This window comes from Bordetella sp., assembly GCF_057362025.1.
Genome location: NZ_JBMQQZ010000002.1, coordinates 148393 through 173353, shown reverse-complemented (window position 1 = coordinate 173353; position 24961 = coordinate 148393). Strand labels below are relative to the sequence as shown.

The 24961-nt window shown below is 64.3% G+C and carries 26 protein-coding genes; 13 read left to right on the top strand and 13 right to left on the bottom strand.

Annotated features, from left to right (window positions below; all coding sequences use genetic code 11):
• Positions 1-3 precede the first annotated feature (3 nt).
• From ACO1P8_RS00885 to ACO1P8_RS00870, 4 genes are read right to left on the bottom strand one after another with little or no spacing between them, the layout of a single operon-like run.
• The gene (locus tag ACO1P8_RS00885; protein WP_486294049.1) at positions 4-1641 is read right to left on the bottom strand and encodes an ABC transporter permease; all 1638 of its coding nucleotides are present in this window, start codon (positions 1639-1641) and stop codon (positions 4-6) included.
• The gene (locus ACO1P8_RS00880; protein WP_486294048.1) at positions 1638-2699 is read right to left on the bottom strand and encodes an ABC transporter ATP-binding protein; all 1062 of its coding nucleotides are present in this window, start codon (positions 2697-2699) and stop codon (positions 1638-1640) included. The genes ACO1P8_RS00885 and ACO1P8_RS00880 overlap by 4 nt, the downstream gene beginning before the upstream one ends.
• A gap of 21 nt (positions 2700-2720) precedes the next feature.
• Positions 2721-3722 carry an extracellular solute-binding protein gene (locus ACO1P8_RS00875; RefSeq protein WP_486294047.1) on the bottom strand — a complete coding sequence of 334 codons (1002 nt, stop codon included), beginning with the start codon at positions 3720-3722 and terminating at the stop codon, positions 2721-2723.
• Positions 3719-4873 (bottom strand): pyridoxal-phosphate-dependent aminotransferase family protein, encoded by a 1155-nt coding sequence (locus ACO1P8_RS00870; RefSeq protein WP_486294046.1) that lies wholly within the window; start codon positions 4871-4873, stop codon positions 3719-3721. The genes ACO1P8_RS00875 and ACO1P8_RS00870 overlap by 4 nt, the downstream gene beginning before the upstream one ends.
• 370 nt (positions 4874-5243) lie before the next feature.
• On the opposite strand from ACO1P8_RS00870, the gene ACO1P8_RS00865 reads away from it, so the two are divergent.
• Positions 5244-7313: an OPT family oligopeptide transporter gene (locus ACO1P8_RS00865; RefSeq protein WP_486294045.1), complete on the top strand. Its 2070-nt coding sequence runs from the start codon at positions 5244-5246 to the stop codon at positions 7311-7313.
• Between the two features lie 70 nt (positions 7314-7383).
• Here ACO1P8_RS00865 and ACO1P8_RS00860 read toward each other — a convergent pair whose 3' ends face one another.
• A complete protein-coding gene (locus tag ACO1P8_RS00860; RefSeq protein WP_486294044.1) occupies positions 7384-7620 on the bottom strand; it encodes a hypothetical protein in 237 nt (78 codons plus the stop codon).
• Positions 7621-7949: 329 nt separating this feature from the next.
• Between ACO1P8_RS00860 and ACO1P8_RS00855 the strand changes: the two genes are divergently transcribed.
• Positions 7950-9170 carry a D-alanyl-D-alanine carboxypeptidase family protein gene (locus ACO1P8_RS00855; protein WP_486294111.1) on the top strand — a complete coding sequence of 407 codons (1221 nt, stop codon included), beginning with the start codon at positions 7950-7952 and terminating at the stop codon, positions 9168-9170.
• A gap of 143 nt (positions 9171-9313) precedes the next feature.
• Positions 9314-10363 (top strand): ornithine cyclodeaminase, encoded by a 1050-nt coding sequence (locus ACO1P8_RS00850; protein ID WP_486294043.1) that lies wholly within the window; start codon positions 9314-9316, stop codon positions 10361-10363.
• 90 nt (positions 10364-10453) lie between these two features.
• On the opposite strand, the gene ACO1P8_RS00845 is transcribed toward ACO1P8_RS00850, so the two are convergent.
• Positions 10454-10885: an Lrp/AsnC family transcriptional regulator gene (locus ACO1P8_RS00845; RefSeq protein WP_094841284.1), complete on the bottom strand. Its 432-nt coding sequence runs from the start codon at positions 10883-10885 to the stop codon at positions 10454-10456.
• Between the two features lie 122 nt (positions 10886-11007).
• On the opposite strand from ACO1P8_RS00845, the gene ACO1P8_RS00840 reads away from it, so the two are divergent.
• Both ACO1P8_RS00840 and ACO1P8_RS00835 read left to right on the top strand, forming a co-directional pair.
• Positions 11008-12609 carry an MDR family MFS transporter gene (locus ACO1P8_RS00840; protein WP_486294042.1) on the top strand — a complete coding sequence of 534 codons (1602 nt, stop codon included), beginning with the start codon at positions 11008-11010 and terminating at the stop codon, positions 12607-12609.
• A 3-nt stretch (positions 12610-12612) separates the two neighbouring features.
• Positions 12613-13056: a MarR family winged helix-turn-helix transcriptional regulator gene (locus tag ACO1P8_RS00835; protein WP_486294041.1), complete on the top strand. Its 444-nt coding sequence runs from the start codon at positions 12613-12615 to the stop codon at positions 13054-13056.
• A 172-nt stretch (positions 13057-13228) separates the two neighbouring features.
• On the opposite strand, the gene ACO1P8_RS00830 is transcribed toward ACO1P8_RS00835, so the two are convergent.
• A complete protein-coding gene (locus ACO1P8_RS00830; protein WP_486294040.1) occupies positions 13229-14266 on the bottom strand; it encodes a cyclase family protein in 1038 nt (345 codons plus the stop codon).
• Between the two features lie 462 nt (positions 14267-14728).
• Positions 14729-14887, bottom strand: a complete 159-nt coding sequence (locus ACO1P8_RS00825; protein ID WP_094841288.1) for a DUF3309 family protein — start codon at positions 14885-14887, stop codon at positions 14729-14731.
• A 250-nt stretch (positions 14888-15137) separates the two neighbouring features.
• Here ACO1P8_RS00825 and ACO1P8_RS00820 point away from each other — a divergent pair, with 250 nt between their 5' ends.
• Entirely contained in the window at positions 15138-15413 is a 276-nt protein-coding gene (locus ACO1P8_RS00820; RefSeq protein WP_094841289.1) for a DUF1488 family protein, read from the top strand.
• Between the two features lie 27 nt (positions 15414-15440).
• Here the strand turns inward: ACO1P8_RS00820 and ACO1P8_RS00815 are convergent, their stop codons facing one another.
• A complete protein-coding gene (locus tag ACO1P8_RS00815) occupies positions 15441-16874 on the bottom strand; it encodes an aminotransferase-like domain-containing protein (RefSeq protein WP_486294039.1) in 1434 nt (477 codons plus the stop codon).
• A 179-nt stretch (positions 16875-17053) separates the two neighbouring features.
• On the opposite strand from ACO1P8_RS00815, the gene ACO1P8_RS00810 reads away from it, so the two are divergent.
• The gene (locus tag ACO1P8_RS00810; protein ID WP_486294038.1) at positions 17054-17404 is read left to right on the top strand and encodes a hypothetical protein; all 351 of its coding nucleotides are present in this window, start codon (positions 17054-17056) and stop codon (positions 17402-17404) included.
• Between the two features lie 4 nt (positions 17405-17408).
• On the opposite strand, the gene ACO1P8_RS00805 is transcribed toward ACO1P8_RS00810, so the two are convergent.
• A complete protein-coding gene (locus ACO1P8_RS00805) occupies positions 17409-19025 on the bottom strand; it encodes an NAD(P)/FAD-dependent oxidoreductase (protein ID WP_486294037.1) in 1617 nt (538 codons plus the stop codon).
• 488 nt (positions 19026-19513) lie between these two features.
• On the opposite strand from ACO1P8_RS00805, the gene ACO1P8_RS00800 reads away from it, so the two are divergent.
• The 3 genes from ACO1P8_RS00800 (at position 19514) to ACO1P8_RS00790 (ending at position 20442) form a co-directional block, all read left to right on the top strand.
• Positions 19514-19654 (top strand): entericidin A/B family lipoprotein, encoded by a 141-nt coding sequence (locus ACO1P8_RS00800; protein ID WP_094841293.1) that lies wholly within the window; start codon positions 19514-19516, stop codon positions 19652-19654.
• Positions 19655-19744: 90 nt separating this feature from the next.
• Entirely contained in the window at positions 19745-19957 is a 213-nt protein-coding gene (locus tag ACO1P8_RS00795; protein ID WP_486294036.1) for a hypothetical protein, read from the top strand.
• Positions 19958-20013: 56 nt separating this feature from the next.
• Positions 20014-20442 (top strand): BPTD_2524 family lipoprotein, encoded by a 429-nt coding sequence (locus tag ACO1P8_RS00790; RefSeq protein ID WP_486294035.1) that lies wholly within the window; start codon positions 20014-20016, stop codon positions 20440-20442.
• Between the two features lie 18 nt (positions 20443-20460).
• Here the strand turns inward: ACO1P8_RS00790 and ACO1P8_RS00785 are convergent, their stop codons facing one another.
• Together ACO1P8_RS00785 and ACO1P8_RS00780 are read right to left on the bottom strand one after the other, a co-directional pair.
• Positions 20461-20706 carry a hypothetical protein gene (locus ACO1P8_RS00785; RefSeq protein WP_486294034.1) on the bottom strand — a complete coding sequence of 82 codons (246 nt, stop codon included), beginning with the start codon at positions 20704-20706 and terminating at the stop codon, positions 20461-20463.
• Positions 20707-20780: 74 nt separating this feature from the next.
• Positions 20781-21038 (bottom strand): hypothetical protein, encoded by a 258-nt coding sequence (locus tag ACO1P8_RS00780; RefSeq protein WP_486294033.1) that lies wholly within the window; start codon positions 21036-21038, stop codon positions 20781-20783.
• 100 nt (positions 21039-21138) lie between these two features.
• Between ACO1P8_RS00780 and ACO1P8_RS00775 the strand changes: the two genes are divergently transcribed.
• Positions 21139-21609: a hypothetical protein gene (locus ACO1P8_RS00775; protein ID WP_486294032.1), complete on the top strand. Its 471-nt coding sequence runs from the start codon at positions 21139-21141 to the stop codon at positions 21607-21609.
• Here the strand turns inward: ACO1P8_RS00775 and ACO1P8_RS00770 are convergent.
• Positions 21594-22226 carry a TetR/AcrR family transcriptional regulator gene (locus ACO1P8_RS00770; protein ID WP_486294031.1) on the bottom strand — a complete coding sequence of 211 codons (633 nt, stop codon included), beginning with the start codon at positions 22224-22226 and terminating at the stop codon, positions 21594-21596. The genes ACO1P8_RS00775 and ACO1P8_RS00770 overlap by 16 nt on opposite strands.
• 71 nt (positions 22227-22297) lie before the next feature.
• On the opposite strand from ACO1P8_RS00770, the gene ACO1P8_RS00765 reads away from it, so the two are divergent.
• Together ACO1P8_RS00765 and ACO1P8_RS00760 are read left to right on the top strand one after the other, a co-directional pair.
• Positions 22298-23572 (top strand): MFS transporter, encoded by a 1275-nt coding sequence (locus ACO1P8_RS00765; RefSeq protein ID WP_486294030.1) that lies wholly within the window; start codon positions 22298-22300, stop codon positions 23570-23572.
• Positions 23573-23644: 72 nt separating this feature from the next.
• Positions 23645-24937 (top strand): aspartate carbamoyltransferase, encoded by a 1293-nt coding sequence (locus tag ACO1P8_RS00760; RefSeq protein ID WP_094841299.1) that lies wholly within the window; start codon positions 23645-23647, stop codon positions 24935-24937.
• Positions 24938-24961: the final 24 nt, after the last annotated feature.

Sequence of the window (24961 nt, the reverse complement as noted above, 5' to 3'; positions counted from 1 at the left end):
ACGCTACATCAATGGGCTATCGCGCCGGCGCATGCGCAGCTGGAGCAGCAGTAGCGGGACGGCGGTAAAAAATATCAATATCGCGGCCGCCGCGGCCGCCAACCCGGCGCCGGTGCCTTCCAGCAACTGGTACATGCGCACCGTGACGGTGGACCAGCGGCTGGTGTACAGCACGATGGTCGAGCTGAGTTCGGAGGCGACCGTTATCCACACCAGCACCATGCCGCCGACCAGGCCGCCGGCCATCAACGGCACGACCAGGCCGACGAAGGTCTTGAATGGGGAGACGCCGAGATTGATGGAGGCTTCTTCGAGACTGGGTTCGATCTGGTGCACGATGGCGGCCGCCGAGCGTACGCTGAACGGCAGCTTGCGCACGACGTAGGCAATAATCAGGATAAGCCAGCCGCCGGTCAGCACCAGGGGCTGGTTGTTGAAGGCCAGGATCAGACCCACGCCTATTACGGTGCCGGATACGGCGAATGGCACCATGCCTATCATGTCCAGCGTGGCGGACAGCCGGCCGCGATGGCGCGTGACGATGTAGCCGATGGGCGCGCCGATGATCGTTGCCACCAGGGCCGCCACGGTTGCCAGGATCAAGGTGTTGTATAGCGGCTCGTACGAGCCTGCCAGCAAACCCGCGTAGTTGCCCAGTCCCAGTTCCCACGTCAGCACCGGCCCCCTGAAACGCAGGAAGGAAATGCCCAGGACGGCGATGAAAGGCATCAGCGACAGTAGCACGATACCCCAGCTGTAGCATGTCGCCACCGTGCTCCAGCCGCGCGATAGCGGCAGTGCCGGCGGCGCGCTGCGCGCATTCGTGGTGAAGCGCCGCTTGCCCAGGTAATGCCGCTGCGCCAGCAGTCCGAGTGCCGTGCACAGGATCAGCAGCACGCTAAGGGCCCCGGCGGCGGCCGGGTTGTTGTCCGCTTCGCCCGCGAACAGCTTGAAGATGTCGACCGCCAGGAAAGGCCGGTCCTCGGCAAGCACGGACGGTACGCCGAAATTCTCCAGGGTTTCGATGAAGACGAGCAGGGCCCCCGCGAGTACCGCCGGCATGACTACCGGTAGCAGTACGGTGCGAAAGACGTGCCAGCGCGAACCGCCCAGGTTGCGGGCGGCTTCTTCGACGGAAATGTCGATGGCCTTGAAGCCGGCCATGGCCGGCATCAGCACATAGGGGTAGAGGGTCAGCGAGAACACCGCAATGATGCCGGGCAAGCCGTAGATGGGACCGATCGGCACGCCGATTTCGCGCAGCGCGGTCGTGATAACGCCGGCATGGCCGAACAGCAGCACCAGCGCATAGGCGGCCACGAAAGAGGGCAGCACCAGAGGTAGCGAGGCCAGCGTGAAGAGCAGGGTCTTGGCCGGCAGGTCCACGCGGGCCATGCAGAAGGCCAGCGGTACGCCTATCGCGGTGGCCCCCGCCGTGGCGCAAGCCGCCGCGATCAGGCTGTTGCTTACACTCTTGATGTAATAGCCGCTATTGAAGATTCCCGCATAGTTGGCCAGCGTAAAAGGCCCGGTGCCGTCCACCCGCAGGCTGGCGTTCAGCACCAGCGCCAGGGGATAGAGAAGGAATAGCGCCAGCAGGACCAGCGCGCCGATGGACACCGCATAGCGAAAGCCCTTCATGAGGCAGGAAACGCAATGATGTGGGCGGGGTCGTAGGCCAGGGTCAGCGGTGTGCCCTCGGCCATCCCGCCCAACGAGGCGCCCAGCGCGGAGATCCGGATCGGCGTGCCATCGGGCAGCGCGGCGTGCAGCCGCTGGATCTGGCCCAGGAATTCGCGCAGCACCAGCCTGGCACGCAGCAGCGGCCCCGGCGCCTGGTCCACCAGCCGCAAGGCCTCGGGCCGTATCGAGAGCAGCACTTTGCCGCCCGGTTCCGCCACTTTGCCCTGCACCGATATGGTCGTGCCGCCTGTCGCGACTTCGCTGGTCTGGCCGTCGAAGCGGCCGGCGACGCCGGGCAGCATATTGGTGCCTCCCAGGAACTCCGCAACGAAGGCCGTTTGCGGTTGCTGGTAGATGGCTTCGGGCGAACCCACCTGTTCGACCCTGCCGTCGCGCAGTACGGCGATGCGGTCCGAAATGGCCAGCGCCTCTTCCTGATCGTGGGTGACATAGACCGCGGTCAGGCCCAGCGATTTCTGCAACTGGCGAATCTCGACGCGCATCTCCACGCGTAGCTGGGCGTCCAGGTTGGATAGCGGCTCGTCGAACAACAGCACGGCGGGTTCGATCACCAGCGCGCGCGCGATGGCCACGCGCTGCAATTGCCCGCCGGACAGTTGATGGGGCCAGCGCGGGCCGTAGTTCGCCAGGCGCACCCGTTCAAGCGCCTTGCGCACGCGGGCCTCGATGGCAGCCGCCGGCACCTTGCGCGCGCGCAACCCGTACGCCACGTTGTCGGCCACGGTCAGGTTGGGAAAGATGGCGTAGTTCTGGAACACCATCGCAATGTTGCGCCGGTGCGCCGGCAGGCGGTCGATACGCGTTTCACCCAGCAGGATGCTGCCGGACGCGATATCGGTGAAGCCCGCGATGCTGCGCAGCAGCGTGGTCTTGCCGCAACCGGAAGGGCCGAGCAGCGTGAATAGCTCTCCGTCGCCGATGGTCAGCGAGATGCCATCCACCGCCCGCGCCGCGCCGTAGCTGCAGACCAACTCGTCAATCCGTATGGTCGTCATGGAAGCAGCGGACCGGGGCGCTCAGCGCGTTTCCTGGATGGTCGTCTTCAGGCGGCGCAGGGTCTCGGCGCGGGTGGATTCCCACTTGGCAGCGTCGTAAGGCAACACCTTGATAGCGCTGAATGGCGGCATATTGCCTGCCACGCTCAAGTCGACGTCCTGTCTGGCGGGGCGGCGGAAGGTGGCCTTCAGCAGCATTTCCTGGGTCGGCTTGCTGGCCAGGTAGTCGATCAGCTTTCGGGCGTTGTCCGGATCCGGGCCTCCCTTGATGATGGCCGCGCCTTCTGCCAGGGCGACCGTGCCGTCCTCGGGATAGCCAACCGCCACCGGCGCGCCGTTGTGCGCCCACAGGAAGCCCGCGTATTCCAGGGAAATTCCCAGCGGATACTCGCCGCTGCCATTGCCGTCGAACACCAGGGTCGAGCGGTTCAGCACCTTGGCATTGGCGACCAGCTTGCCGAATTTCTGCCAGGCCGCATCGTTGTCGCCCCAGGCCTGGAGCAGGGCCGTGGCCGCCGCGTAGGAAAATCCGGAATTGGCCGGATCTGTATAGGCGAGGCGGCCTTTCCATTTGGCGTCGAGCAAATCTTCCCAGCGCTTGGGCGCGTCCTTATCGGGAATGGCCTTGCTGTTCCGGTTGATGGTGACCACCTGGATATTGGTACCGACCCATAGATTGTCGGGATCGCGATACGGCGCGGGAACGACGTCGCGTCCCTGGACGGCGTAAGGCTGGAAATACTTGCTGTTCTGCTTGAGCAGGGCGGCGCTGACACCCCACACCACATCGCCCTGCGGATTGCCCTGTTCGGAGGCGATACGCCGAAACAGCACGCCGGATCCGGTGGAAATCACGTTCACCGTCAGGCCGGTGGACTGCTTGAAACCGTCGGCCACCAATTTGTTGACGGTGTCGTCATTGGCCGAGTACAGCACCACATGGTCGGACGCGGCCATCGCGGGCACCGCTGCGCCGACGGTGGCGAGGGCCAATATCGCAATACAGGTGGGCAGGCTTTTCATGTTTTCCCCTTGTTTATCGTTGAATTGGATGCGGCAAGGCTGGCGCGTGCCGCGGCGATGCCGGCACCGGAGGTGAACGCATGGCCCAGGTCCGCGAGAACGCTTTCCAGGTGCGTCAGGTCGGTCAGAATCGTGTCATCGTCGAAGTCTCCCATCGTGCCGATGCGGATAACCCGACCGGACAATCGGTTCCGCGAGCCGGCGATCACCGTTCGATGGCGTTCGTACAGCGCCTTGACGATCGCCGCGCCATCCAATGCCTGCGGCACCGAAAGCGCGACAACGGTGCTGGACAGGTTGCGGCCCGTCCCGAAGATGGGAAGGTCGATGGCGGCCGCGCCATCGCGCAGGGCTGTCGACAGGCGGCGGTGACGGGCCAGTACCTGGGGCAGCCCTTCGGCGTGAATCATGTCCAGGGCCTCGAGCAGTCCATAGACGACGGGTACGGCGGGCGTGAACGGCGTTTCGCCTTTTTCCAGCGACGCCAGCGCGCGCTTGAAGCTCCAATAGAAAGCGGGAAGGTGGTCGCCGCGATCGATGACGTCCCAGGCCTTGGTACTGACGCTGGCCAGGCCCAGGCCGGGGGGGCACATCAAGGCTTTCTGCGATGCCGACACGACGACGTCGACGCCCCATTCATCCTGCTTCATCTCGGTACCGGCCAGCCCGCTGACCGAATCCGTGACGAGCAGCGTCGGCGTATCGCGCACGAGGGCGCCGAGCCGCGCGAGGTCGGCGGTAATGGCGGTCGAGCTTTCATTGTGGATGACGAATACGGCGCGGTAGGTCTTTTCGCGCAGGCGCTGCGCCACCGCGTCGATGTCGATGTCGCTGCCCCATGGCATATCCAGCCGATCGAAGCGAGCGCCGATTTCCTGCGCGATCGTGGCAAAGCGTTCGCCGAACTGACCATGCGAAACGAACAGCAGTTCCGTGCCGGCGCTGGCGATATTGACGACCGCCGCTTCCATCATCCCGCTGCCGGAGGCGGCGAAAAAAAGAATGCGGTTGCGCGTGCCGAAGATGGGCTTGAGGCGTTCCTCGGCATCGGCGAGCATCGCCCGGAACTCCGGGCCGCGATGGTTGACGATGGGGCGTGCGGTAGCCTGCCGGATGCGTTCTGGTACGAAGGTTGGGCCGGGCAGGCGCAAGCGGTATTCCTCGGGAATCGCTACGGCCCGATTTGCAGCATGAGACACCCTGTGGAACCTCCCCTTGTCGCTCCACTGCATCCAATCATACAGTCGTACAGTGGCGCAAAGCATGTACGGTTTGCTGTTAATAGTCAATCCGGTGTATCGCGGTCGAAACAAAGCCCGGTCGCGAATCATTACGCCGAGCTGAAGCGGTCGCGCGGCAGCGCGATTGTCGCGATGTCGCGGCCAACGTCGGCCAAAGCACGCCGTGCCGGCGGTAAATGATCATGATGGCGCCGCTTTTGCCGATTGACGCGGGTACGGCTATTGCGTCGCGCGGGGAATAAAATCGCCCGTTTCGTCTACGACCCTGGCCGGCATCCCCATGACAGATACTTCCCGAATCCCCGATCGCGTCTCGCTTCCCGAATTGACCGTTCGCGGCGTCATACTCGGCGCGCTCATCACGGTGGTGTTCACGGCGTCGAACGTCTATCTGGGATTGAAAGTCGGCCTGACATTCTCTTCCGCCATCCCCGCCGCCGTGATCTCCATGTCGGTCCTGCGCCTGTTCCGCGATGCCAACATCCTGGAAAACAATATGGTGCAGACGCAGGCCTCGGCGGCGGGCACGTTGTCGTCCGTGATTTTCATCCTGCCCGCGCTGGTCATGATGGGCCACTGGCAAGGGTTCCCGTTCTGGCTCACCCTTGCGGTGTGCGCGGCGGGTGGCATGCTGGGTGTCATGTTCACGATCCCGCTGCGGCGCGTGATGGTGGTGCAGAGCGATCTGCCCTATCCCGAAGGCGTGGCGGCCGCGGAGATTCTGCGCGTGGGCGCGGCTGCATCGGCGGACACCCAGGCCAATGCCGGCGAAGCGGCCGCCGGCACGCCCGGTTCGCTGCGCGCGTCCGGCACCGGCATGGCGGACATCGCCACCGGCGGGGTGGTGGCCGCGGCGGTCAGTTTCGCCGCCGGCGGGCTACGTGTGCTGGGTGATGGGGTGAGCATCTGGTTCTCGGCCGGCGCGGCAATCTTCCGCATTCCCATGGGGTTCTCCACCGCCTTGCTGGGCGCGGGCTATTTGATCGGCATTGTCGCGGGGCTGGCGATGCTGACGGGGCTGATCATCGCCTGGGGAATCTCCGTGCCCGTATTGACGGCGCTGCATCCCATGCCGGCCGACGCCTCGGCGGCAAGCTACGCCACCAGCCTGTGGTCGTCGCAGGTGCGCTTCATCGGCGCCGGCGTGATCGGCGTGGGTGCCGTCTGGACGCTCGCTACGCTGGCCGCGCCGATGGCGCGCGGTCTGAAAGCGACCTTCTCCAGCCTGGGTGCGGCGGGAGCGCACGGCGTCGGACCGGCGCCACGCACGGACCGGGACCTGCCCGGCTTCTGGATCGCGGCGATCAGCCTGATCATGGTGGTGGTACTGCTGTTGACCTTTCATGCCTTCCTGTCTGGCGCGCCGCTGGTGGCCGGGCTGACGTGGCGGCTGGTGATCTACGCCGTTATCTTCGCCTTTGTCTTCGGCTTGCTGGTCGCGGCCGCCTGCGGTTATATGGCCGGGCTGGTGGGGTCGTCGACCAGTCCCATTTCGGGCGTCGGCATCGTGGCCATCGTGCTGGTGTCGCTGCTGATATTGGCCATCGGCAACCGCGATGGCTTGCTTGCGACCGAGTCGGGCCGGCAGCTTGCCATCGCCGTGGCTATTTTCACGACTTCGGCGGTGATCGCGGTGGCCTCGATTTCGAACGACAACCTGCAGGATCTGAAGACGGGCTGGCTGGTGGGTGCCACGCCCTGGCGGCAGCAAGTCGCGTTGCTGATCGGCTGCGTGGCCGGCGCCGTCGTGATCTCGCCGGTGCTTGAACTGCTGTACAACGCCTATGGCTTCGCCGATGCCCTGCCGCGCGCCGGCATGGACCCTTCGCAGGTCCTGTCCGCCCCCCAGGCCACGCTTATGCTGGCCATCGTGCGAGGCATATTCACGCACCAGTTGAACTGGGGCATGATCGTGATCGGCATGGGCATCGGCATCGCCCTGATCGTCGTGGACAGCATTCTGAAACGCACCTGCAAGGTGGCGCGCATGCCGGTCCTGGCCGTGGGTATCGGCATCTACCTGCCGCCCACCGTCAGCGCGCCGCTGGTGCTGGGCGCCGTGCTCGCGTGGCTGGTCGGCCGCGCGCTGCAGCGCCGCCGGGCCGCCGGGCGGGCGGACGATCAAGCCATTGCCGCCGCCGAACGCCGCGGCGTGCTGATCGCCTCGGGGTTGATTGTCGGCGAAAGCCTGATAGGCGTCGTCATGGCGGTGGTGATCGGCGCCAGCGGCAAGGAGGCGCCGCTGGCCATCGTCGGCGCGGGTTTTGCGCCCATCGCTTCATGGCTGGGCCTGGCCGTGTTCCTGGCCGTGGCGTGGCTGTTCGCACGACGTGTCGTGGCGGCCGTGTAGCCATCCGGTCCGTCTTGTGCGGACAGCGTCACGGTGCGGCGCGATAAGGCCGCCCCGCGGCCATGCGCGGCTAATCGTGATAGGCCAGGCGCAAGGGCAAGGCCTCGCGCTCTGCGAGCCTGCGATTGGCCTCTTCCACCAGTTCATTCTCGGCGGCGCGCAGGGCGGCGACACCCGTCAGCCCGGTGCCGCGCTCCACCCGTCGCAGGGCCTCGGCCGCGCAGAGGCACGCCACATAACGATGGCCGGTTTCCAGCCAGAACGTGGCACCGCCATCGACCATCGATATTTCCCAGATCGCCCCCATCGTGTCCTCCCGAGGTCCAGGGGTTAACATTGGACCCCGCACGCATCCGGTCCAAGGCATATGGGCTATCCGACAGCCCGATCCAGCGTTAGCAGGCCTTAGTCTAGGTGGCGTCATCCGGTGCCGGTATCCGGTCGATGCGCTAAGGCTCCCGCAGGATGATGCCGATGCCGTACGCCGCATGGCGCACGGCCCGCGTGGGCCGATATGCACGGCTGAACCTTATCCGATCCATGCGGACTAAGGCTCACGTCGGTTTTTATCTTTACTTCGTGGAATTTATGAAGAAGCTTATTGTCGTTTTGTGGTCCGTTCTCGCCGTTTGCACGATGGGCGCTGCCTGGGCGGCCGCTCCTGCCGCCACGCCCGCCGCGGGTTCCGCCGCCGCGACGCAGCCCGCCGCCGCCGGACAGGGCGCAGCGACTCCCGCACCGCCGGCGCCGGAAGCGCCGACACCCGATGCCAAGTCGTGGCTGCTTCTGGACGCCACCAGCGGCCAGATCATCGCATCGCAGAATCCGGACGAACGCGTAGAGCCCGCTTCGCTGACCAAGATCATGACGTCCTATCTGATCTTCCAGGCGCTGCGCGACAAGACGCTGGATCTCAAGCAGCAGGTGACCATTTCCACGAACGCATGGAAGGTCGCGCCGGGCAGCTCCAAGATGTTCCTGGAACCGGGTATGCATGTCAGCATCGACGACTTGCTGTCGGGCCTGCTGATTCAGTCGGGCAACGATGCGGCCGTTGCGCTGGCCGAGGCCGCCGCGGGGTCTGAAGGCGCCTTCGTTCAGCGCATGAACGAAATGGCCGAACGCATGGGGCTGAAATCCACTCATTTCAACAGCCCCCACGGTCTGCCCGATCCACAGACATATTCCACCGCGCGCGATCTCGCAACGCTGACCGCCCGCGTGATCCGCGACTTCCCCGATCTTTACGTGCGCTACGATCACGTGAAGTCGTTCCGATTCAACAACATCACGCAGCCCAATCGCAACCGCCTGCTATGGAGCGATCCATCGGTGGATGGCGGCAAGACCGGCCATACCGAGGCGGCGGGCTATTGCATGATCGCTTCGGCCGTACGTCCCGGTGCCACCGGCCAGCGGCGGCTCATCGCCGTCGTCATGGGCACACCCTCCGACAAGGCCCGCACGACAACGACAGGGATGCTCTTGAACTGGGGGTTCCAGAACTACGAAACCGTCAAGCTTTACGCCAAGGGGCAGTCGGTCGGCAATCCGAGGGTCTGGAAAGGCCAGCAATCGCAGGTGCTGGCGGGCTTCGACCGCGACATCTACGCCACGGTTCCTCGCGCCTGGGTGCCGCGCCTGCGGAAAGTCATCACGCAGCAGGGGCCGCTGGTGGCGCCGCTTGCGCTGGACAGCCAGATCGGCACCGTCGACCTGCAGGTCGATGGCCGAACCATCCAGAGCTATCCCATCCTGGCCCTGCGGCCGGTGGAGCGAGGCGGCATGCTGTCGCGCGGCTGGGACAGCATGCGGCTGTGGGTGTATGGATTGATGAACGAGCAACCCCCGGCGTGACGCCGCCCGCCTGCGGTTGACGTTATGCCAGAAGTTCTTGGCACAACGTCAGCCCATGCGACATGTATGAGCATCTTGCTGGCTTTTCGTTAGCCTCGCTCCCGATCATGATTCTCTTCTTTACAGGCACAAAAGAGAGAACCATGACAAGAATGATCGATGTTCCGGCGATGGCCACCCTGATGCGCAAGGTCGGCGTCGCCCCGTTCATGCGCGAACTCGCGCATCGCATACGCGCGGACTATCTGCGCTGGACGGAATTCGAAAAATCCGCGCGGCTGGCGTCGCATTCCGCGGTGGGCGTGATCGAGCTGATGCCGGTTTCCCACGCCGCGCGCTATGCCTTCAAGTACGTTAACGGGCATCCCGGCAACACTGCGCTGGGCTTGCCCACGGTCATGGCGTTCGGCGTGTTGGCCGACGTGGCGACCGGTTATCCCCTGCTGATGTCGGAGCTGACCCTGACCACGGCAATGCGTACCGCAGCCACGTCGGTCGTCGCCGCGGCCGCGCTGGCGCGCCCGCAAGCACGCGTCATGGCGCTGATAGGGAACGGCGCGCAGAGCGAATTCCAGGCGATTGCCTTTCACGACATGCTGGGGATCGAAGAGGTCCGCCTGTTTGACATCGATGGCCGGGCCACCGCCAAGTTGCAGCGCAACCTGGCGCATGCCGCGCCTGCCATGCATGTCGTCGTAGCCCCGAGCACGGCCGCGGCGGTGCGCGGTGCCGATATCGTAACAACGGCAACGGCGGACAAGGCCTACGCGACCATCCTGACGCCGGACATGATAGGGCCGGGCATGCACCTGAATGCCGTGGGAGGGGATTGTCCCGGCAAGACGGAAATACATCCCGACATCCTGCGGCAAGCGCGCGTCGTCGTCGAATACGAGCCGCAATCTCGCATCGAAGGCGATATCCAGCAGCTGCCCGCGGATTTTCCGGTCACCGAACTGTGGCGGGTGCTCAATGGAGAGCAGCCTGGGCGCGAGTCGCCGGATCAGGTCACTCTCTTTGACTCCGTGGGCTTCGCTTTGGAAGACTACTCCGCGCTGTGCCTCGTCGCTGACCTGGCGCAACGGCACGGCGTGGGCGTCGATCAGCCCTTGATCCCATCGGGCGGAGATCCCAAGGACCTGTATGCGCTGGCGCTGGGCGAAGGCGACGCGGCCTTGCGTACCGCGGCATAGCGCGCCACTCTCGGGGCCCGCGCGTCCCGGGGCGGTGCGCAGCCCCGCGGCAAGGCGGCCGGAAGGGTCGCTTATCGGCAGTCCGGGTATTTATTTGTACACGGCCAGCAGCAGATTCGTTTCCGAGTTCGCGATGCCCTTGACGCGGCGAAGATCGCGCAGCACGCGGTCGAACGTTGCCAGGTCCTGGACCCGGATCTCCGCCACCAGATCCCAGCGTCCACTGGTCGAATGCACCTGCACGATCTCCGGCAGGCGACGCAGTGCCGACAACACGGCGTCGGTTTCATTTCCCCGCACTTCGATCAAGGTCATGGCCCGCACGCCGTCGTTCTCGGTTTCGCTGCGCAGGCGAACCGTGAATCCCAGGATCGTCCCGCCTCGTACGAGCCGGTCTATGCGGTTATGGATCGTCCCGCGCGACACCGACAGTTTCTTGGCCAGCGTGGCGGTGGTCAGCCGGCCATTGTCGCGCAGCAGGGCGATGAGACGGCGGTCCAGATCGTCTAGGGCTTCTTGCATGGGGAAGGGCGGGAATGTTGCCGTTGGGGGGCTGCGCTACTGTAGCACCGCAATGTTCGTTCGACCTTTCGCCGCGATCGCGCTAGAATCGTTGATAGATCAATTATTGATACGTCCACGAAATGGCCCCCCGCGCTCCTTCTACTCCCCATTCCGCAGGCCAGGTATTGCCGTTCCGCCAATCCCTGATGGCCATGCTGGGCATGTGCTTCGTCGTCATGATGGTTGCCATCGACCAGACGGTCGTAGGCACCGCCTTGCCTACCGTCGTTGCCGAGTTGAAGGGCTTCGACCTGTATGCCTGGGTCGCTACCTCGTACCTGCTGACCTCCGTCATCACGGTGCCCATCTTCGGGCGCCTGGGGGATTACTACGGACGCAAGCCTTTCGTCGTGTCGGCCATCGTCGTCTTCACGGCGGCATCGGCCTTGTGCGGCGCGGCCGACAGCATGCTCTTCCTGGTTGTTGCCCGCGCGCTGCAGGGCATCGGCGGCGGCATGCTCGTCGGTACCGCCTTCGCCTGCATTCCGGATCTGTTCCCGGATTCCTATGTACGTCTGCGCTGGCAAGTCATGTTCAGTTCCGCCTTTGGCATCGCCAACGCCGTCGGCCCTTCGCTGGGCGGTTTCCTGACCGAATACTACGGCTGGCGTTCGGTGTTTTACGTCAACATTCCGGTGGGGCTGTTGGGCCTGTGGTTCGTGTGCCGCCATCTGCCGCACCTGCGGCACAGCGATCCCACCAGGAAAATCCGCCTGGACTGGCCGGGCGCGCTGCTTATCGCGCTGGCGCTGGGCGGGCTGCAATTGCTGGTGGAGCTGCTGCCCGGCAAGGGCATCGATAGCTTCACCATCGGCCTGGCCATCGCCAGCGTCATTGCCTTCGGTGTCCTGTATTGGTGGGAACGGCGCTGCGAGCAGCCCTTGCTTCCTTTCGACATGTTCCGCAATGCCAGCCTGGCGCCGTTGTTCATGCTGGCCTTGCTGGTCGGCGTGTCGATGTTCTCGCTGCTGTTCTACGCGCCCCTCCTGCTGCAGGGCGGCTTCGGGCTGTCGCCCAAGGATGCCGGGCTCCTTATCACCCCCATGGTGGTCTGCATTACCGTCGGCAGCATTACGAACGGCCGCATCGTTACCCGCATCAAGAACCCGAACAACATGCTCTATGTCGGTTTCCTGCTGATGTGCCTGGCTACGGCGGGCATCATTTCCACGCACAACTACACGCCGGGCTGGCTGATCGCTACGTATATGCTGGCGGCTGGCCTGGGCCTGGGTTTCATCATGCCGAACCTGACGGTGTTCGCGCAGGAAACCGCCGGACGCGAGCACCTGGGTATCGCCACCGCCCTGCTGCAATCGTTGCGCATGGTGGGCGGCATGGTGGGCACGGCGGTGGTGGGAACCATGGTCAACCACAGCTACATCAGCGGCGTGCGGGCATCCCTGGATAGCAGCCAGGCGCTGCGTTGGCTGGATATCCTGGACGACCCGCAGATACTGGTCAACCCCGCCGCGCAGGCGCAGTTTCTCCAGCAGGTAGCCGCGATCGGCCGCGATGGCGCATCGTATCTGGAAGCTGCGCGCGTTTCGTTGGTCGGTGCGATCCACGACGGGCAGATCATCGTGTTGGCGATCGCCATCCTATCGCTATGGTTCGTCCGGCGTGTGCCGCCGGTGCGGCTTACCCGTCGAAGCAAAGTGGCCAGCGCGCCCGCGGAGTAAGCCATGCCCAAGGAGCAACAAGGCCTGCATACCGTGCAGATGCTGGGGCAGGCCTATCGCACCATGATGGCGGCGTTCGAGGCCAATGTAGGCCACGCATTGCCGCGCTGGCGCATCCTGCTCGCGCTGCACGAGGCGGGCGGCCTGTCGCAGAAGGTGCTGGCGGAGCGCTGCCGGCTGGATCCCGCCTCGCTGACGCGACAACTCCAGGCGATGGAAAGCCTGGGCTGGATCAGCCGCGCCATCGACGAACAGGACAACCGTCTCATCAACGCGATGCTGACGCCGCAGGGCAAGCGCGTGGTCGCCGAGGCGCTGCCGCGCCGCGCGGCCTTTTTCGACCACGCCATGCAAGGCCTGTCGGCGGAGCAGATCAAGGTCTGCCACGAGGTGCTGGCGGTTCTCGAGGAAAATTTCAAGGCGGCACAGCAGCGCGTCGCCAGCTGAATGGCCGCGGTTCGAGGGGGGCGGTGCGCGTCTCGCGGTGCAGGACGTCCCGAGAGCCGTCGGCCGGGTCGCATGGGCCGGCGGGCCGCATGGGCCGCGCGCAGCAGTTGTGCGGCCGGCTCGCGCAGCCCATGCGTCCCGCCGGCCCGTGGACGGCCCTGCCGCCGCACGCTTATACCGTGGCCACCGGAGTGACGGGAGAGCCCACCGCACCGGGCAGTCGCAGCGGTGGCGCGGTCAACAGGAAGCGCGAGCGTCCATGCGCGCGTAGCCACTCCGCCAATTCTTCCAGGTACCAGAGCTCCGCCAGCGGAACGCCCAGCTTGAACAGGCAGTGATGGTGCAGCGGCAGGATGGAGCGGCCCGGTCCGGCGGTGCGCGCGGGGTGGGCTTCCACCGCATAGTTGTCCGCGCAGATTGCCGCGATGCCGGATGCGCCGATCCAGTCCAGCAGGGCGGTATCCGCGCCATCCAGCACGGCGCCGGCCTGTTCCAGCGCCGCCTGATCCGGTTTGCCGGCCATGCGCACGATGGCTCCGGCAAATCCCGTGCGCAGCACCAGCATATCGCCCGGTTCCACCGACACTTCCTGTTCACGCATGACTTCCTGCAGCACCGTGTTGTCCACCAGCGTGCGTCTGCGGCCCAGCGCATGGGCCAGGTCCACCATGACGCCGCGGCCCTGCATGCCCTTGCGCGCATAGGTATCAATCGCCAGGCGGCGCGCGCAAGAGCCGCCTGGCGGGCAGCAATCGCGTACCGCCGCGGGATCGTCCCCGCCGAGGATGTCGACGCCCGCCTCGAAACCGTTGTAATAGACCAGGCGCTCGTTGCCGTCTCCCTGGGTATCGAACAGCGCGCCGACATGGCTCAAGCCATCCCATTGCGTCGAATACTGCAGCGTCAACATCACCCGGTCGTCGTTCAGCACGTCAACGGCGGTCGCGTCCTCGCGCCGCACGGCAAAGTTCATGTTGGGGTGTCCATTCCTGTCCGTGGGGGATAGCACCGGCGGGTGACGGCGGGGATTCAGCACATTGCCGCCCGGCAGATCGAGCGGCAGCGACAGGCAGAATACTTTGCCGACGCGTACTTCCCGTACGGCCTGTAATACCTTTTCCTCGGTCAGAAGATTCAGGCGGCCGAGCTCGTCGTCAGCGCCATAGTCGCCCCAGGTAGAACCGGCGGGCCTGCGATTCCAACGTTGCATATGCGTTGTCTCCTCGCGCTGTTTTATCGTTATAGGCTCGTACTATAGTACGCATTTGCGCCCATTTTCGTACGCATTTGCGTCCATTTCAGGGCTCGGGCACGCGCGCCGGCAACTGCGGCCGCACGGTCGGCATAGGGCGTGAAGCTGTCCTATGCCTCTCCGCGCATAGGGCCGTCGGTATATTCGACCGGCGCCTGTTTCGAGTCGGTTCGAAGCGGGGCTGACGGGCATGACCGGCACCTGGGCGCTGCAGCTTGTCCGCGCGCTTTCAGGGTTCCATGGCCCTGTGAGTGAGTGACCGCGGCGTCTCCTTCTTCGCCGTCGCGCGCGTCTCCCATATATTGAAAAAATATAAAAAAACGCCGGGCTTCGGGCCTGCGTCGGCCCCAACCGCAGGTTCAACCGGTAGGTGCGGTTCGTCGGAAGCGCGCGGCGTTTTCTCCTGTCTCCAGGACGGCGCTATATGGCGCCCACCAGCAAAAGAACAATGACGATGATCAATACCAGCCCCAGCCCGCCGCTGGGATAGTAGCCCCAGGCCCGGCTGTGGGGCCAGGTCGGCAGCGCTCCGATCAGGAGCAGGATCAGAATGATCAACAGTATGGTTCCCAGGGTCATGTCATTCTCCTTATTCGCTTGGGTGGCCAACCAACCCGTGTGGCAATGCGCCATTCGCATCACGGTTGAGTAAGGAGCAAAAATCGGACCCGATCCCGGGAACATCAAGCACGGGGCCCTAAGCACTATCCGTCAAGAAAGCAAATCATCCATTCGCCCGGTGTTGCCCAAATACGTCGCTACGCCAAAGTCGTTACACACTGACATATGGTGCTTCGATACGATAAGTGGACCTTGCACGGAGATCGACATGACATACGATAACAACGCATTCAACGATCGGGCCGCGCATGTGATCTGGTTCGAAACCTCAGCCGGGGCGCGCAGGATCAAGGCGGGCGTTTCCTGGGAAGTGCTGCGCGACCGTTTCGGCGCGGGTGCCGAGGAAGAAGATCTATTGATTGCCTATCGCGGAAACAGCCGCATGCTGCATGCTCTGGCGCAGCGCAAATTCCTGGAAAGCCACCCCTTGCCCGTCATGCTGGGACAGTCGGACTTTTCGGGCGAGGGTTGGCGCGGCCGCTAGCGAGAGGGCGGCCGCGCTGCCGCGTGCCTAATGCTTGCTGCCCACTATGCGCCCGAGGGTTCGTATCGCCGTCTGAAAATCGCTGTTCATGGGGTGGGCGCAGCTGATACGCAAAAAGTGCTCGTAGCGGTCCGAATTGGAAAACATGCGGCCCGGCGCCACCCGGATGCCGTCTTCCAGGGCCAGCTCGAAGACGTCTTTCGACGAGCGTCCATCCGGCATTTCCACCCATAGCAGCATGCCACCGCGCGGCACGCTCAAACGCGTACCGCGCGGGAAATGCTCCGCGATGGCGCGGGCCATGCCCTCGCGCTGGCTTTTCAGCCGGCGTCGTAGACGCATCAGATGGCGGTCGTAGCCTTTGGACTGCAACACCTCCGCGATGGCGATCTGCGAGGTCGCGGTATTCGGCCGGCTTTGCACGAACTTCAGCATGGCCAGCCGTGCCTTCCAACGGCCGCCGATCATCCAGCCCATGCGCGATCCGGGTGCCAGCGTTTTTTGCATGGACGCGCAGTAGATGACATTGCCATCGCGGTCCCACGCCTTGGCCGCGCGCAACGGTTCGTCGCCATCGGCCAGCGCGCCATAGGTGTCGTCTTCGATCAGCGGAATGGCTTGCCGTTCGCAAAGCGCCACCAGGCGTGCTTTGTCTTCATCGGGCATGATGCTGCCCAAGGGGTTGTGCAAGTTCGGCACCACGACGACCGCCTTGATGTCCGCATGGGTCTGGAAGGCCAGGTCCAGCGCTTCGATCGACAGTCCGCGTTGCGGGCTGGTGGGAATTTCCAGTGCGCGCATTCCAAGGCTGCCGATTACTTGCAGCAAGCCGAAGTACGCCGGCGACTCCACGGCGATGGTATCGCCGGGGCCCGCCACCGCCCTCAGTGCGATATTGAGCGCCTCGATACAGCCATTGGTCACGATGATGTCGTCCGGACTGGCGCTGATTCCCGCATCCAGAGCCCGCCGTGCCAAAGTCGCGCGCAGATAGGGATGGCCCTGTTGCGGCGGAGGTCGGGTCATCGCTTCCGGATACCGCCGCACTGCACGCAGCATTGCCTGCTTCAGGGCGTCTACCGGATAGGCGTCAGGCGGTGCCACGGAATTGGCCAGGTCGATCCGCGGTGGATGCATCGCGCTCTTGGCGATGAAGTCCGATACGCGGTCATGAATGCCGACATAGGAAGCGGCATCCAGTACTTGGCGCGTGTCCGGTTCATCGACGGGTAACAGCTTGCCTCGTTGGTTTTTGAGTACGAAATAGCCTGACCGGGGGCGGGCTTCGATCAGCCCGTCATCCTCCAGGCTGCGGCAAGCCTGCAATGCCGTGCTGATACTTACCTGGTGTAGCCGGACCAGCGTTCGCACGGATGGCATGCGCGTCGAGGGGGCGAGAACTCCAGAATAGATGGCTTGCCGGTAATGTTCGGCCAAACGTTGATACAGAGGCTGTTCCATTGCGCAATCATTGCGTATGCCAGCCGGGACGGAATAGGCACAGTTGAGGTGGAATCCGACAGTAACAGAAATGCTTGATGTCAGCTGCTGCCATATACAAATACCGGCCCTGTGTCTGGGAGGCCTTGCAGGCGAGGTCTAAGCTGCACAACGTTCTGCTACACATGTTGGAGATAATCGTGAAAATGGACCGGTCGGCCTGGGATATTTCGCTTTCATGCGGTGAAACACGCGTGGTTTATATGCCACCGCGGGCGTTGATTCTGGGTGTCAAAGGACAGGCGACAGTCGTCGAGCGCGTGGACGGATTGGGCGATGCCAGTTTCAGCCTGTGCATCCCGCTGCGCGGAGGCGAAACTCATGTCCTGGCATATGGCGGTCAGATATTGGTGCGCGCCACGCAGTCGTCCAGCCTGCGGGTGCTGCCACCCCAGCCTTATTTCGCGGCCTGGTGGACGCGTTGCGCCCGGCTGGCGAAGGTGCTGCAGCACAGTGCTGCAGCGTTGAACCGCCGCTTGCACGGCGTCTAGTGCCTCAGGCGCCGGAGCTTTCGACAATATCCCGGGCCACGGCTTCCGCCACTTCGATGCCGTCGATGGCCGCGGAATAAATGCCGCCGGCGTAGCCCGCCCCTTCGCCCGCCGGGTACAGTCCGACGGTATTGATGCTCTGGTAGTCGTCGTCCTTGCGCTTGATGCGCAGTGGCGAAGACGTCCGCGTTTCAACGCCCGTCAGCACGGCGTCGGCCATTGCGTATCCCTTGATCTTCCGGTCGAACGCCGGAAGCGCTTCGCGGATCGCTTCGATGGCATAGTCGGGGAGTGCGGTCGATAGGTCAGTGGGTGTGACGCCCGGCGTATAGGAGGGCAGTACCTTGCCAAGCCCGGTCGACGGCCGGCGTGCGAGGAAGTCTTCCACCCGCTGGGCCGGCGCCAGATACCCACCGCCACCCAATTCGAACGCGCGCGATTCCCAATGCCGCTGGAAGTCGATGCCGGCCAGCGGCCCGCCGGGATAATCTTCCGGCGCGATGCCGACCACGATGCCCGCATTGGCATTGCGTTCGGCTCGGGAGTATTGGCTCATGCCGTTGGTGACGACGCGGTTGGGCTCGGAAGTGGCCGCGACCACGGTGCCGCCTGGGCACATGCAGAAGCTGTACACCGATCGGCCATTGCGGCAGTGATGCACGAGTTTGTAGTCCGCCGCGCCCAGCACCGGGTGGCGCACGTACTTGCCGAAGCGGCTGCGATCGATAAGGCTTTGAGGATGCTCGATGCGGAATCCGATGGAAAAGGGCTTGGCTTCCACGTAGACGCCGCGCTGGTGCAGCATCTGGAAGGTGTCCCGCGCGCTGTGCCCGATCGCCAGCACCAGATGCGTACAGGGCAGATACTCACCGCCCGCCAGTTTCAGTCCGCGCACGCGACCGCCATCCAGGTCCAGGTCTTCCACACGACTCTGGAAGCGGATCTCGCCGCCCAGGGCCTCGATGGAAGCCCGCATTTTTTCCACCATGCTGACCAGGCGGAAGGTGCCGATATGCGGTTTGCTGACGTAGAGGATTTCCTCGGGCGCGCCGGCGAGCACGAATTCGTCCAGCACCTTGCGGCCCAGATAGCGCGGATCCTTGATCTGGCTATAGAGCTTGCCGTCCGAAAAGGTGCCCGCGCCTCCTTCGCCAAATTGCACATTGGATTCGGGGTTCAGCACCTGCTTGCGCCACAGTCCGAAGGTGTCCTTGGTCCTTTCCCGAACCGACTTTCCTCTTTCCAGGATGATCGGACGAAAGCCCATTTGCGCCAGGATCAGTCCGGCAAACAGTCCGCAGGGTCCCATGCCCACCACCACCGGGCGTGCCGCCTGCGGCGCCATGCGCGCATCGGCCACGAATCTGTACCGCATATCAGGCGTCGGGACGACATGCGGATCGCCGGCAAAGCGCGTACGCACGGCCGCTTCATCGTGCACTTCCACGTCGACCGTATACACCAGCTGGATATTGTCCCGTTTACGCGCGTCGTAGCCGCGGCGGTAGACGTGGAAGGAAATCAGGTCGGCGGGTGGGATGTCCAGGCGGGCGGCGAGGGCCTGGGAGAGTGCCGCTTCGGGATGGTCCAGCGGCAGCTTGACTTCAGAGATACGTAGCATGATGGGGCAATCCGGCGCCGCTTATGGCGCATCGATGCGATCGCCCGGCTGGGCGCGCAGGCGGCAGTTTAGCAAGCTGCCTGGCGCCCTCGCTTGTCGCGCTTGCCTATGCCGGGGGCGGCGTCTTCGCCTGGGGCGCCGGCGGGGAGTCGGGCGGGTCCCCAGGTGTGGGCGGTTCGTGCGGCAGCGGTGGCTCGCCGGGGGCCGGTTCACGATGAGGCGCATCGGCCATGTGCTCGGTAAGTTCCTCGGCGATGTTGGAGGAACTCGGGGTGCGAGGGTTCAGTGTGTTGGGCGCGACGGACATGGCGATTCCCCTGGGACAAAGGATTTGCGGAGGTGCAAGCGGCATACCCATCCGGCCAGGGCCGTAATCGGACAGCCGAAAGGGATGGGCACGTCAATTGCTGGGCAGGGCCGTCCGGGCGGCGCGCGTCGTCGGGGAACCGGAAATTTTCATTCAATCCGACCCATAAAAGGAAAGACCGATGAAGAACAAAGTCATTCTCGCCATGCTTCTCGCCATTGCCACCTTGTCGGCCGGTTGCAATACCGTTTCCGGTGCCGGCAAGGATATCGAGCGGGGAGGCGAAAAGATCCAGGGTGCCGCGGACCGGCATAACAATTGATCGACGCATATATCACGCCACCCATACGCCGCGCGCCGTCGGGGGCGCGGCCCCATCGTTTTGATTCAAGGCCAACTGGAGGCAACAATAATGTTCAAAAGCATGCCCTCGCTGACCCCGGACCAATTCCGCTGGCTGAAAGAACTGCGTTCCCGCGCCTCGCTGGTGGGGTTCGAAGTGCCGGAGCCCGTACGGGGACAACTGGAGGCGCTGAACTACATCGAGGAGCGTGACGGCAAGTCGACCGTGACCCGCCCCGGCGCGGCGGCCCTGGGCGCATACCGGGAGCCGCTCCGTTCCTGAAGGTTTGGGGCGGTGATGCATAATCCTGAGGTTGAGCAGCACAACCTGGAGTGGGTATGCCCCGATGCCGTCTTTCCTTGCTTGCCGCGCTGATTTGCCTGGGCGGATGTGCCTCGGGTATCGAGCCCGGCGGTAATTTCCCCAGTGTGACCTTCGATGTCACCACGCCTTACGACGCGGCGTATCGACGCGCCGCCGAATTCGCCCGCGTCTGCCATACGGCGCCCGAACACCCCTACGGCGTCGAATACCGGGCCAGCGAAACGCTGGACGACAAGTTCGCCGTGGGCCGGATCGTCGTTTTCAAGGTGCCGGAACCGCGGGTGCATCTGGAGGAGATCGCGACCAAGCCCATGGCCAAAACAAATTCCACGGTGACTGTCACCGTGCTCGGACAAGCGCCGTGGGACTCGGGCGAACTGGCCGCCGCCAAGCAATCCATCCAGAGCGCCACACCGGTCTGTCGTGCCGCCGGCAAGGGGTGACGGGATGGGTGGCGGGCGCTAGCGCGATGTATCCTCCGGGCGCTTTTCCGACAGGTCGGCGGGATCGTTCCCGTATACGTCGTCTTCGGGGCGCGGGATACCGGGATCTCCAGGGTCGGAGAGGGCCCGTCCGTCGCGCGGCATGCCGGCGACGGTGGGAGATTTGTCGGGCACCGGCAGGATGCGGGTACCCAGGCGGGCTTTTTCGTCCGCGTCGGGGGGCGTAGACCGGACATCCGTTCCGGTTGGGCGTGCTTCAGGCATGGTGGGGCTCCGGCATGGGCTGGCGACGATGCAAACTTTGCTTGCCGATGCGGCAAATTTTGCAGGGCGCCGACTCAGAAAATATTCGAATCGCGGACGCGCTTTTTGTAGGGGGCGGGCTTGGTGTTATCCGCCCAGCTCGAGCCGCTGGCGGTATCTTCGACGGGCTGGCTGGCATTGCGCGCTTCGTCGGCGGCAGGGTCCTGGCGAGGGCGCGGCAGGTTCGGGACATCGACCGGTGAGTCCGGCGGAAACACCTTGGCCTGGGAACCGGCCTGCGCCCGGCGCGGCGTACCGCTTTCCGCCGCTCGGCGTGGAAACGACTTTTCCATGTTGCGCTCCTGATGATGTAAACCTCCGGCTGCAAGACGCGTTCCCGCCGCGGAAAATCCCCGCTATGCTTGCGTCTGCTGTCGTTTACCGCATGGAACCATGGATCACATAGATCAGCCGCGCTCTTCCAACGCCTATCAGGCACTCACTTTCCATGCGTTGTCGGGTTTCCGCTTCCTGGGATGGATCAACGGCATCGCCGCATTGCTGCTGCTGGCCTTTTCGCTGGGGATCGTCGGTGGCGATGTGGATCCGCCCGATCTGCGGCAACCGATATCCGCGTATGCGCTGGGTTTGGCTGCCTGCGCGACCGGCGTGCTGTTTTCCTACCTCGCGCACTTCAGCGTATTCCGCCAGATTGCGGCGGGGCGGGTGGGCAAGGGGCATTGGCTTCCCATGATCCTGTCCGCGCTGGCTTACTTCGCCAGCGTCGCGGCTTTCGTCATGGGATGCTGGGGCGCGGCGACCGCTGCCGCCAATGCACCGCAGAATGATGTGTCCTATCGCGCCGACGCCGCGGTGGCCGTGCCATCGCTGACCCTGCGCGGCCAGCCTCATTCGGGCAGATAGCCGGCGATCAGTTTTTCGGCGGCGTCGGTCAACGCTGCCGACGGCCCATCGTTATCGCCCGCGAAAATCTGGGCCGACACGAAGCAGCCTTCCAGCAGCAGCAGCAGGGCATCGCCCAGCGTGTCTGCGTCCTTGGCGCCCGCCGAGGCGGCCAATTCCCGCAGGCGGGCCCGCAATGCCCGCTTGTTGGCTTCGGCGATGGCGCGGCCGGGATGCACGGCCGCGTCGCCGGGATACTCCACGACGGCATTGGTCAGTGCGCAACCCCGGTAGCCGGGTGTCTTGACGCGCTGAGCGACATGACGAAAGTAAGCCAGCAACTGCGCCCGCGGATTGCCGGCGTAGGGCTCGATCGCATTGTCGAAGCGCTGAAAGAACGCCGCGTCGTAGTCCTTCAGGTAGGAAGCTGCCAGATCATCCTTGGAGCCGAAACTGCGGTATAGCGTGGGTTTGGTCGCGCCTGCGCGCGTGACGATTTCATCCACGCCGACCGCGCGGATGCCCTCGCGATAGAACAGTTCGCGCGCGGAACGGCGGATGCGTTCGGCCGCGCGCGGCTGCTTGCCGCCGATGGCGGCTTCTTCGGGCGCGGGCACAGGACGGGTGGGGAGAGTCATAGTAAATCTGCTTGACAATGTTACCGAGCGGTACGTAAGATTCGGCACTCAGAAACGTACCGGTAAGTAACATGACTATAGCTCGTTCCCGGCCTTTTGGACAGAAGTATGCGTTCGTCGTGGTCGCCATGGCCTTTGTCGCCCTGTTGGTGGGCGCCGGCCAGCGGGCGGCCCCCGGCGTTCTGATCGTGCCCCTGGAGCAGGCGTTCGGCTGGGGGCGGGACGTGACCTCGCTGTCGGCCGCGATCGGCATCTTCCTTTACGGGCTGGTCGGTCCCTTCGCCGCCGCGCTGATGCAGAGTTTCGGCGTGCGGCGCACCCTGATCTGCGCGTTGGTGCTGATGTCCGCGGCCAGCGGCGCCAGCGTGTGGATGACCGAGCCCTGGCACCTGGTGCTGTCCTGGGGCGTGGTGTCCGGCCTGGCCACGGGATGCGTGGCGGTCGTGTTCGGGGCCACGGTGATCAATCGCTGGTTCGTCAAGCATCGGGGCCTGATGATGGGCATCCTGACGGCCAGCACCGCGACGGGCACACTGATTTTCCTGCCCGGTATGGCGGCACTGGCCGAAGCCGGCGGGTGGCAGCCGGTTGTCATTACGATCGCGGCAGTATGCCTGGCGCTGGTACCCCTGGCGTGGTGGCTGATGCCGGAGCGGCCCTCCGATATCGGCCTGGTCCCTTACGGTGCGGACCCGGACCATGTGGCGCCTCCCGCCGTGAACGCCAATCCGCTGAAAGCCGCTTTCGGCGCATTGAACCGCGCAGTCGGTAACCGGAATTTCTGGTTCCTCTTCGCCACCTTCTTTATTTGCGGATTCACGACCAACGGTCTGATCGGTACCCATTTCATCGCGCTGTGCAGCGACCAGGGCATTGCCGAAGTGCGGGCGGCGGGGCTGCTGGCGATGATGGGGCTGTTCGATCTGGTCGGGACGACGGCATCGGGCTGGTTGACGGACCGCTACGACCCACGCAAGCTGTTGTTCATGTACTACGGCCTGCGCGGCATTTCCCTGATCTTCCTGCCGTTCTCCGACTTCTCCATATACAGCCTGGGTATTTTCGCGGTGTTCTACGGGCTGGACTGGATCGCCACCGTGCCGCCGACCCTGAAGCTGGCGGTGGAAAGCTTCGGCGAGCGGGATGCGCCCATCGTATTCGGCTGGATCGTCGCCGGGCACCAACTGGGGGCCGCCAGCGCCGCCTTCATGGCGGGGGCATTGCGCCAGGCGCAAGGAAGCTACTTCCTGGCGTTCATCATTTCCGGGGCCACGGGGATCGTGGCTGCGGTTATCGCTTTGCAGGTACGTAAAACCAGAGCACCGGCCGTCGTCGCGCCGGTTTGATATACGCAAAAGGTCTGGACGAGGGCGGGCTGTGTGCGTAATATACGCAAAGCGTATATATGCGAGGTCGTCATGTCCATTTCCCAGCAAGCTTTTCTGCGCGATGCGATGCGTCGCCTCAACTTGACCCGCGACGTGTTCGCCGCCCGGATAGGGGTCAAGCGGCGTGCCTTGGACACCTGGTTGCTGCCGGAGGGGTCCCAGGAATTCCGGGCAATGCCCGAGGTCGTCGAGCGATTCGTGACGGAGATCGTACAGAACGGCGATTTGCGCGAAAAGTATACGCAAAGCACCCAGAACGGACCGTTGCGCGACCGCATCAGCGTCGAAGGCAAGCATCAACTGTTATCCGTGGACCAGTTTTCGCGCGAATCCGTGGAGGACCTGTTCCGTATCGCCGACATGATGCAACCCATTGCGCGCCGGCAAAAGGTATCTCGCGTGCTGGAAGGCGCTGTGCTCGGCAATCTGTTTTTCGAGGCCAGTACCCGCACACGGGTCAGTTTCGGCTCGGCATTCTGCCGGCTGGGCGGCTCGGTGTGCGATACGACGGGCTTCACATTTTCGTCCATGGCCAAGGGCGAATCGATCTACGATACCAGCCGCGTGATGAGCGGCTACGTCGATGCAATGGTTATCCGCCATCCCGAAAAGGGCTCGGTGGCGGAGTTTGCCCGCGCGACAAATATCCCGGTCGTCAATGGCGGTGACGGCCCCGGCGAGCATCCCAGCCAGGCCCTGCTGGACCTGTACACCATCCTGACCGAGTTCTCGCGCCTGGGGAAATTGCTGGACGGCGCCCATATCGCGATGGTGGGCGACCTCAAGTACGGGCGTACCGTGCATTCGCTCATCAAGCTGCTGGCCCTGTACCGCGGCGTGAAGTTCACCCTGATTTCGCCGCCCGGGCTGGAAATGCCGGGCTACATTATCGAGCAGGCGGCCAAGCACGATAACGTCATCGAACAAAAGCAGTCGTTGGCGGAGGGGCTGCCCGGCGCGGATGTGATCTACGCGACGCGGGTGCAGAAGGAGCGCTTCGCCGATGAAGCGCAGGAAGGCTACGCGCCGGATTTCCAGATCAACCGCGCCATCATCGACACGTATTGCGGACCCGAAACGATCGTGATGCATCCGCTGCCGCGCGATAGCCGCCCCGGCGCCAATGACCTCAGCGTGGACCTGAATCATGACCCCCGTCTGGCGATCTTCCGCCAGACGGACAACGGCATTCCGATCCGTATGGCGATATTCGCGGTGCTGCTGGGCGTGGAGGGACTGGTCCAGCATTCCCTGCGCGACGTCACGTGGCGGCATCCCTCCCATGTCGGGCCGGACGATTCGGCCTTCCACGGACTGGATTGATTTCCGGCGCCCGGGGCACCCCGG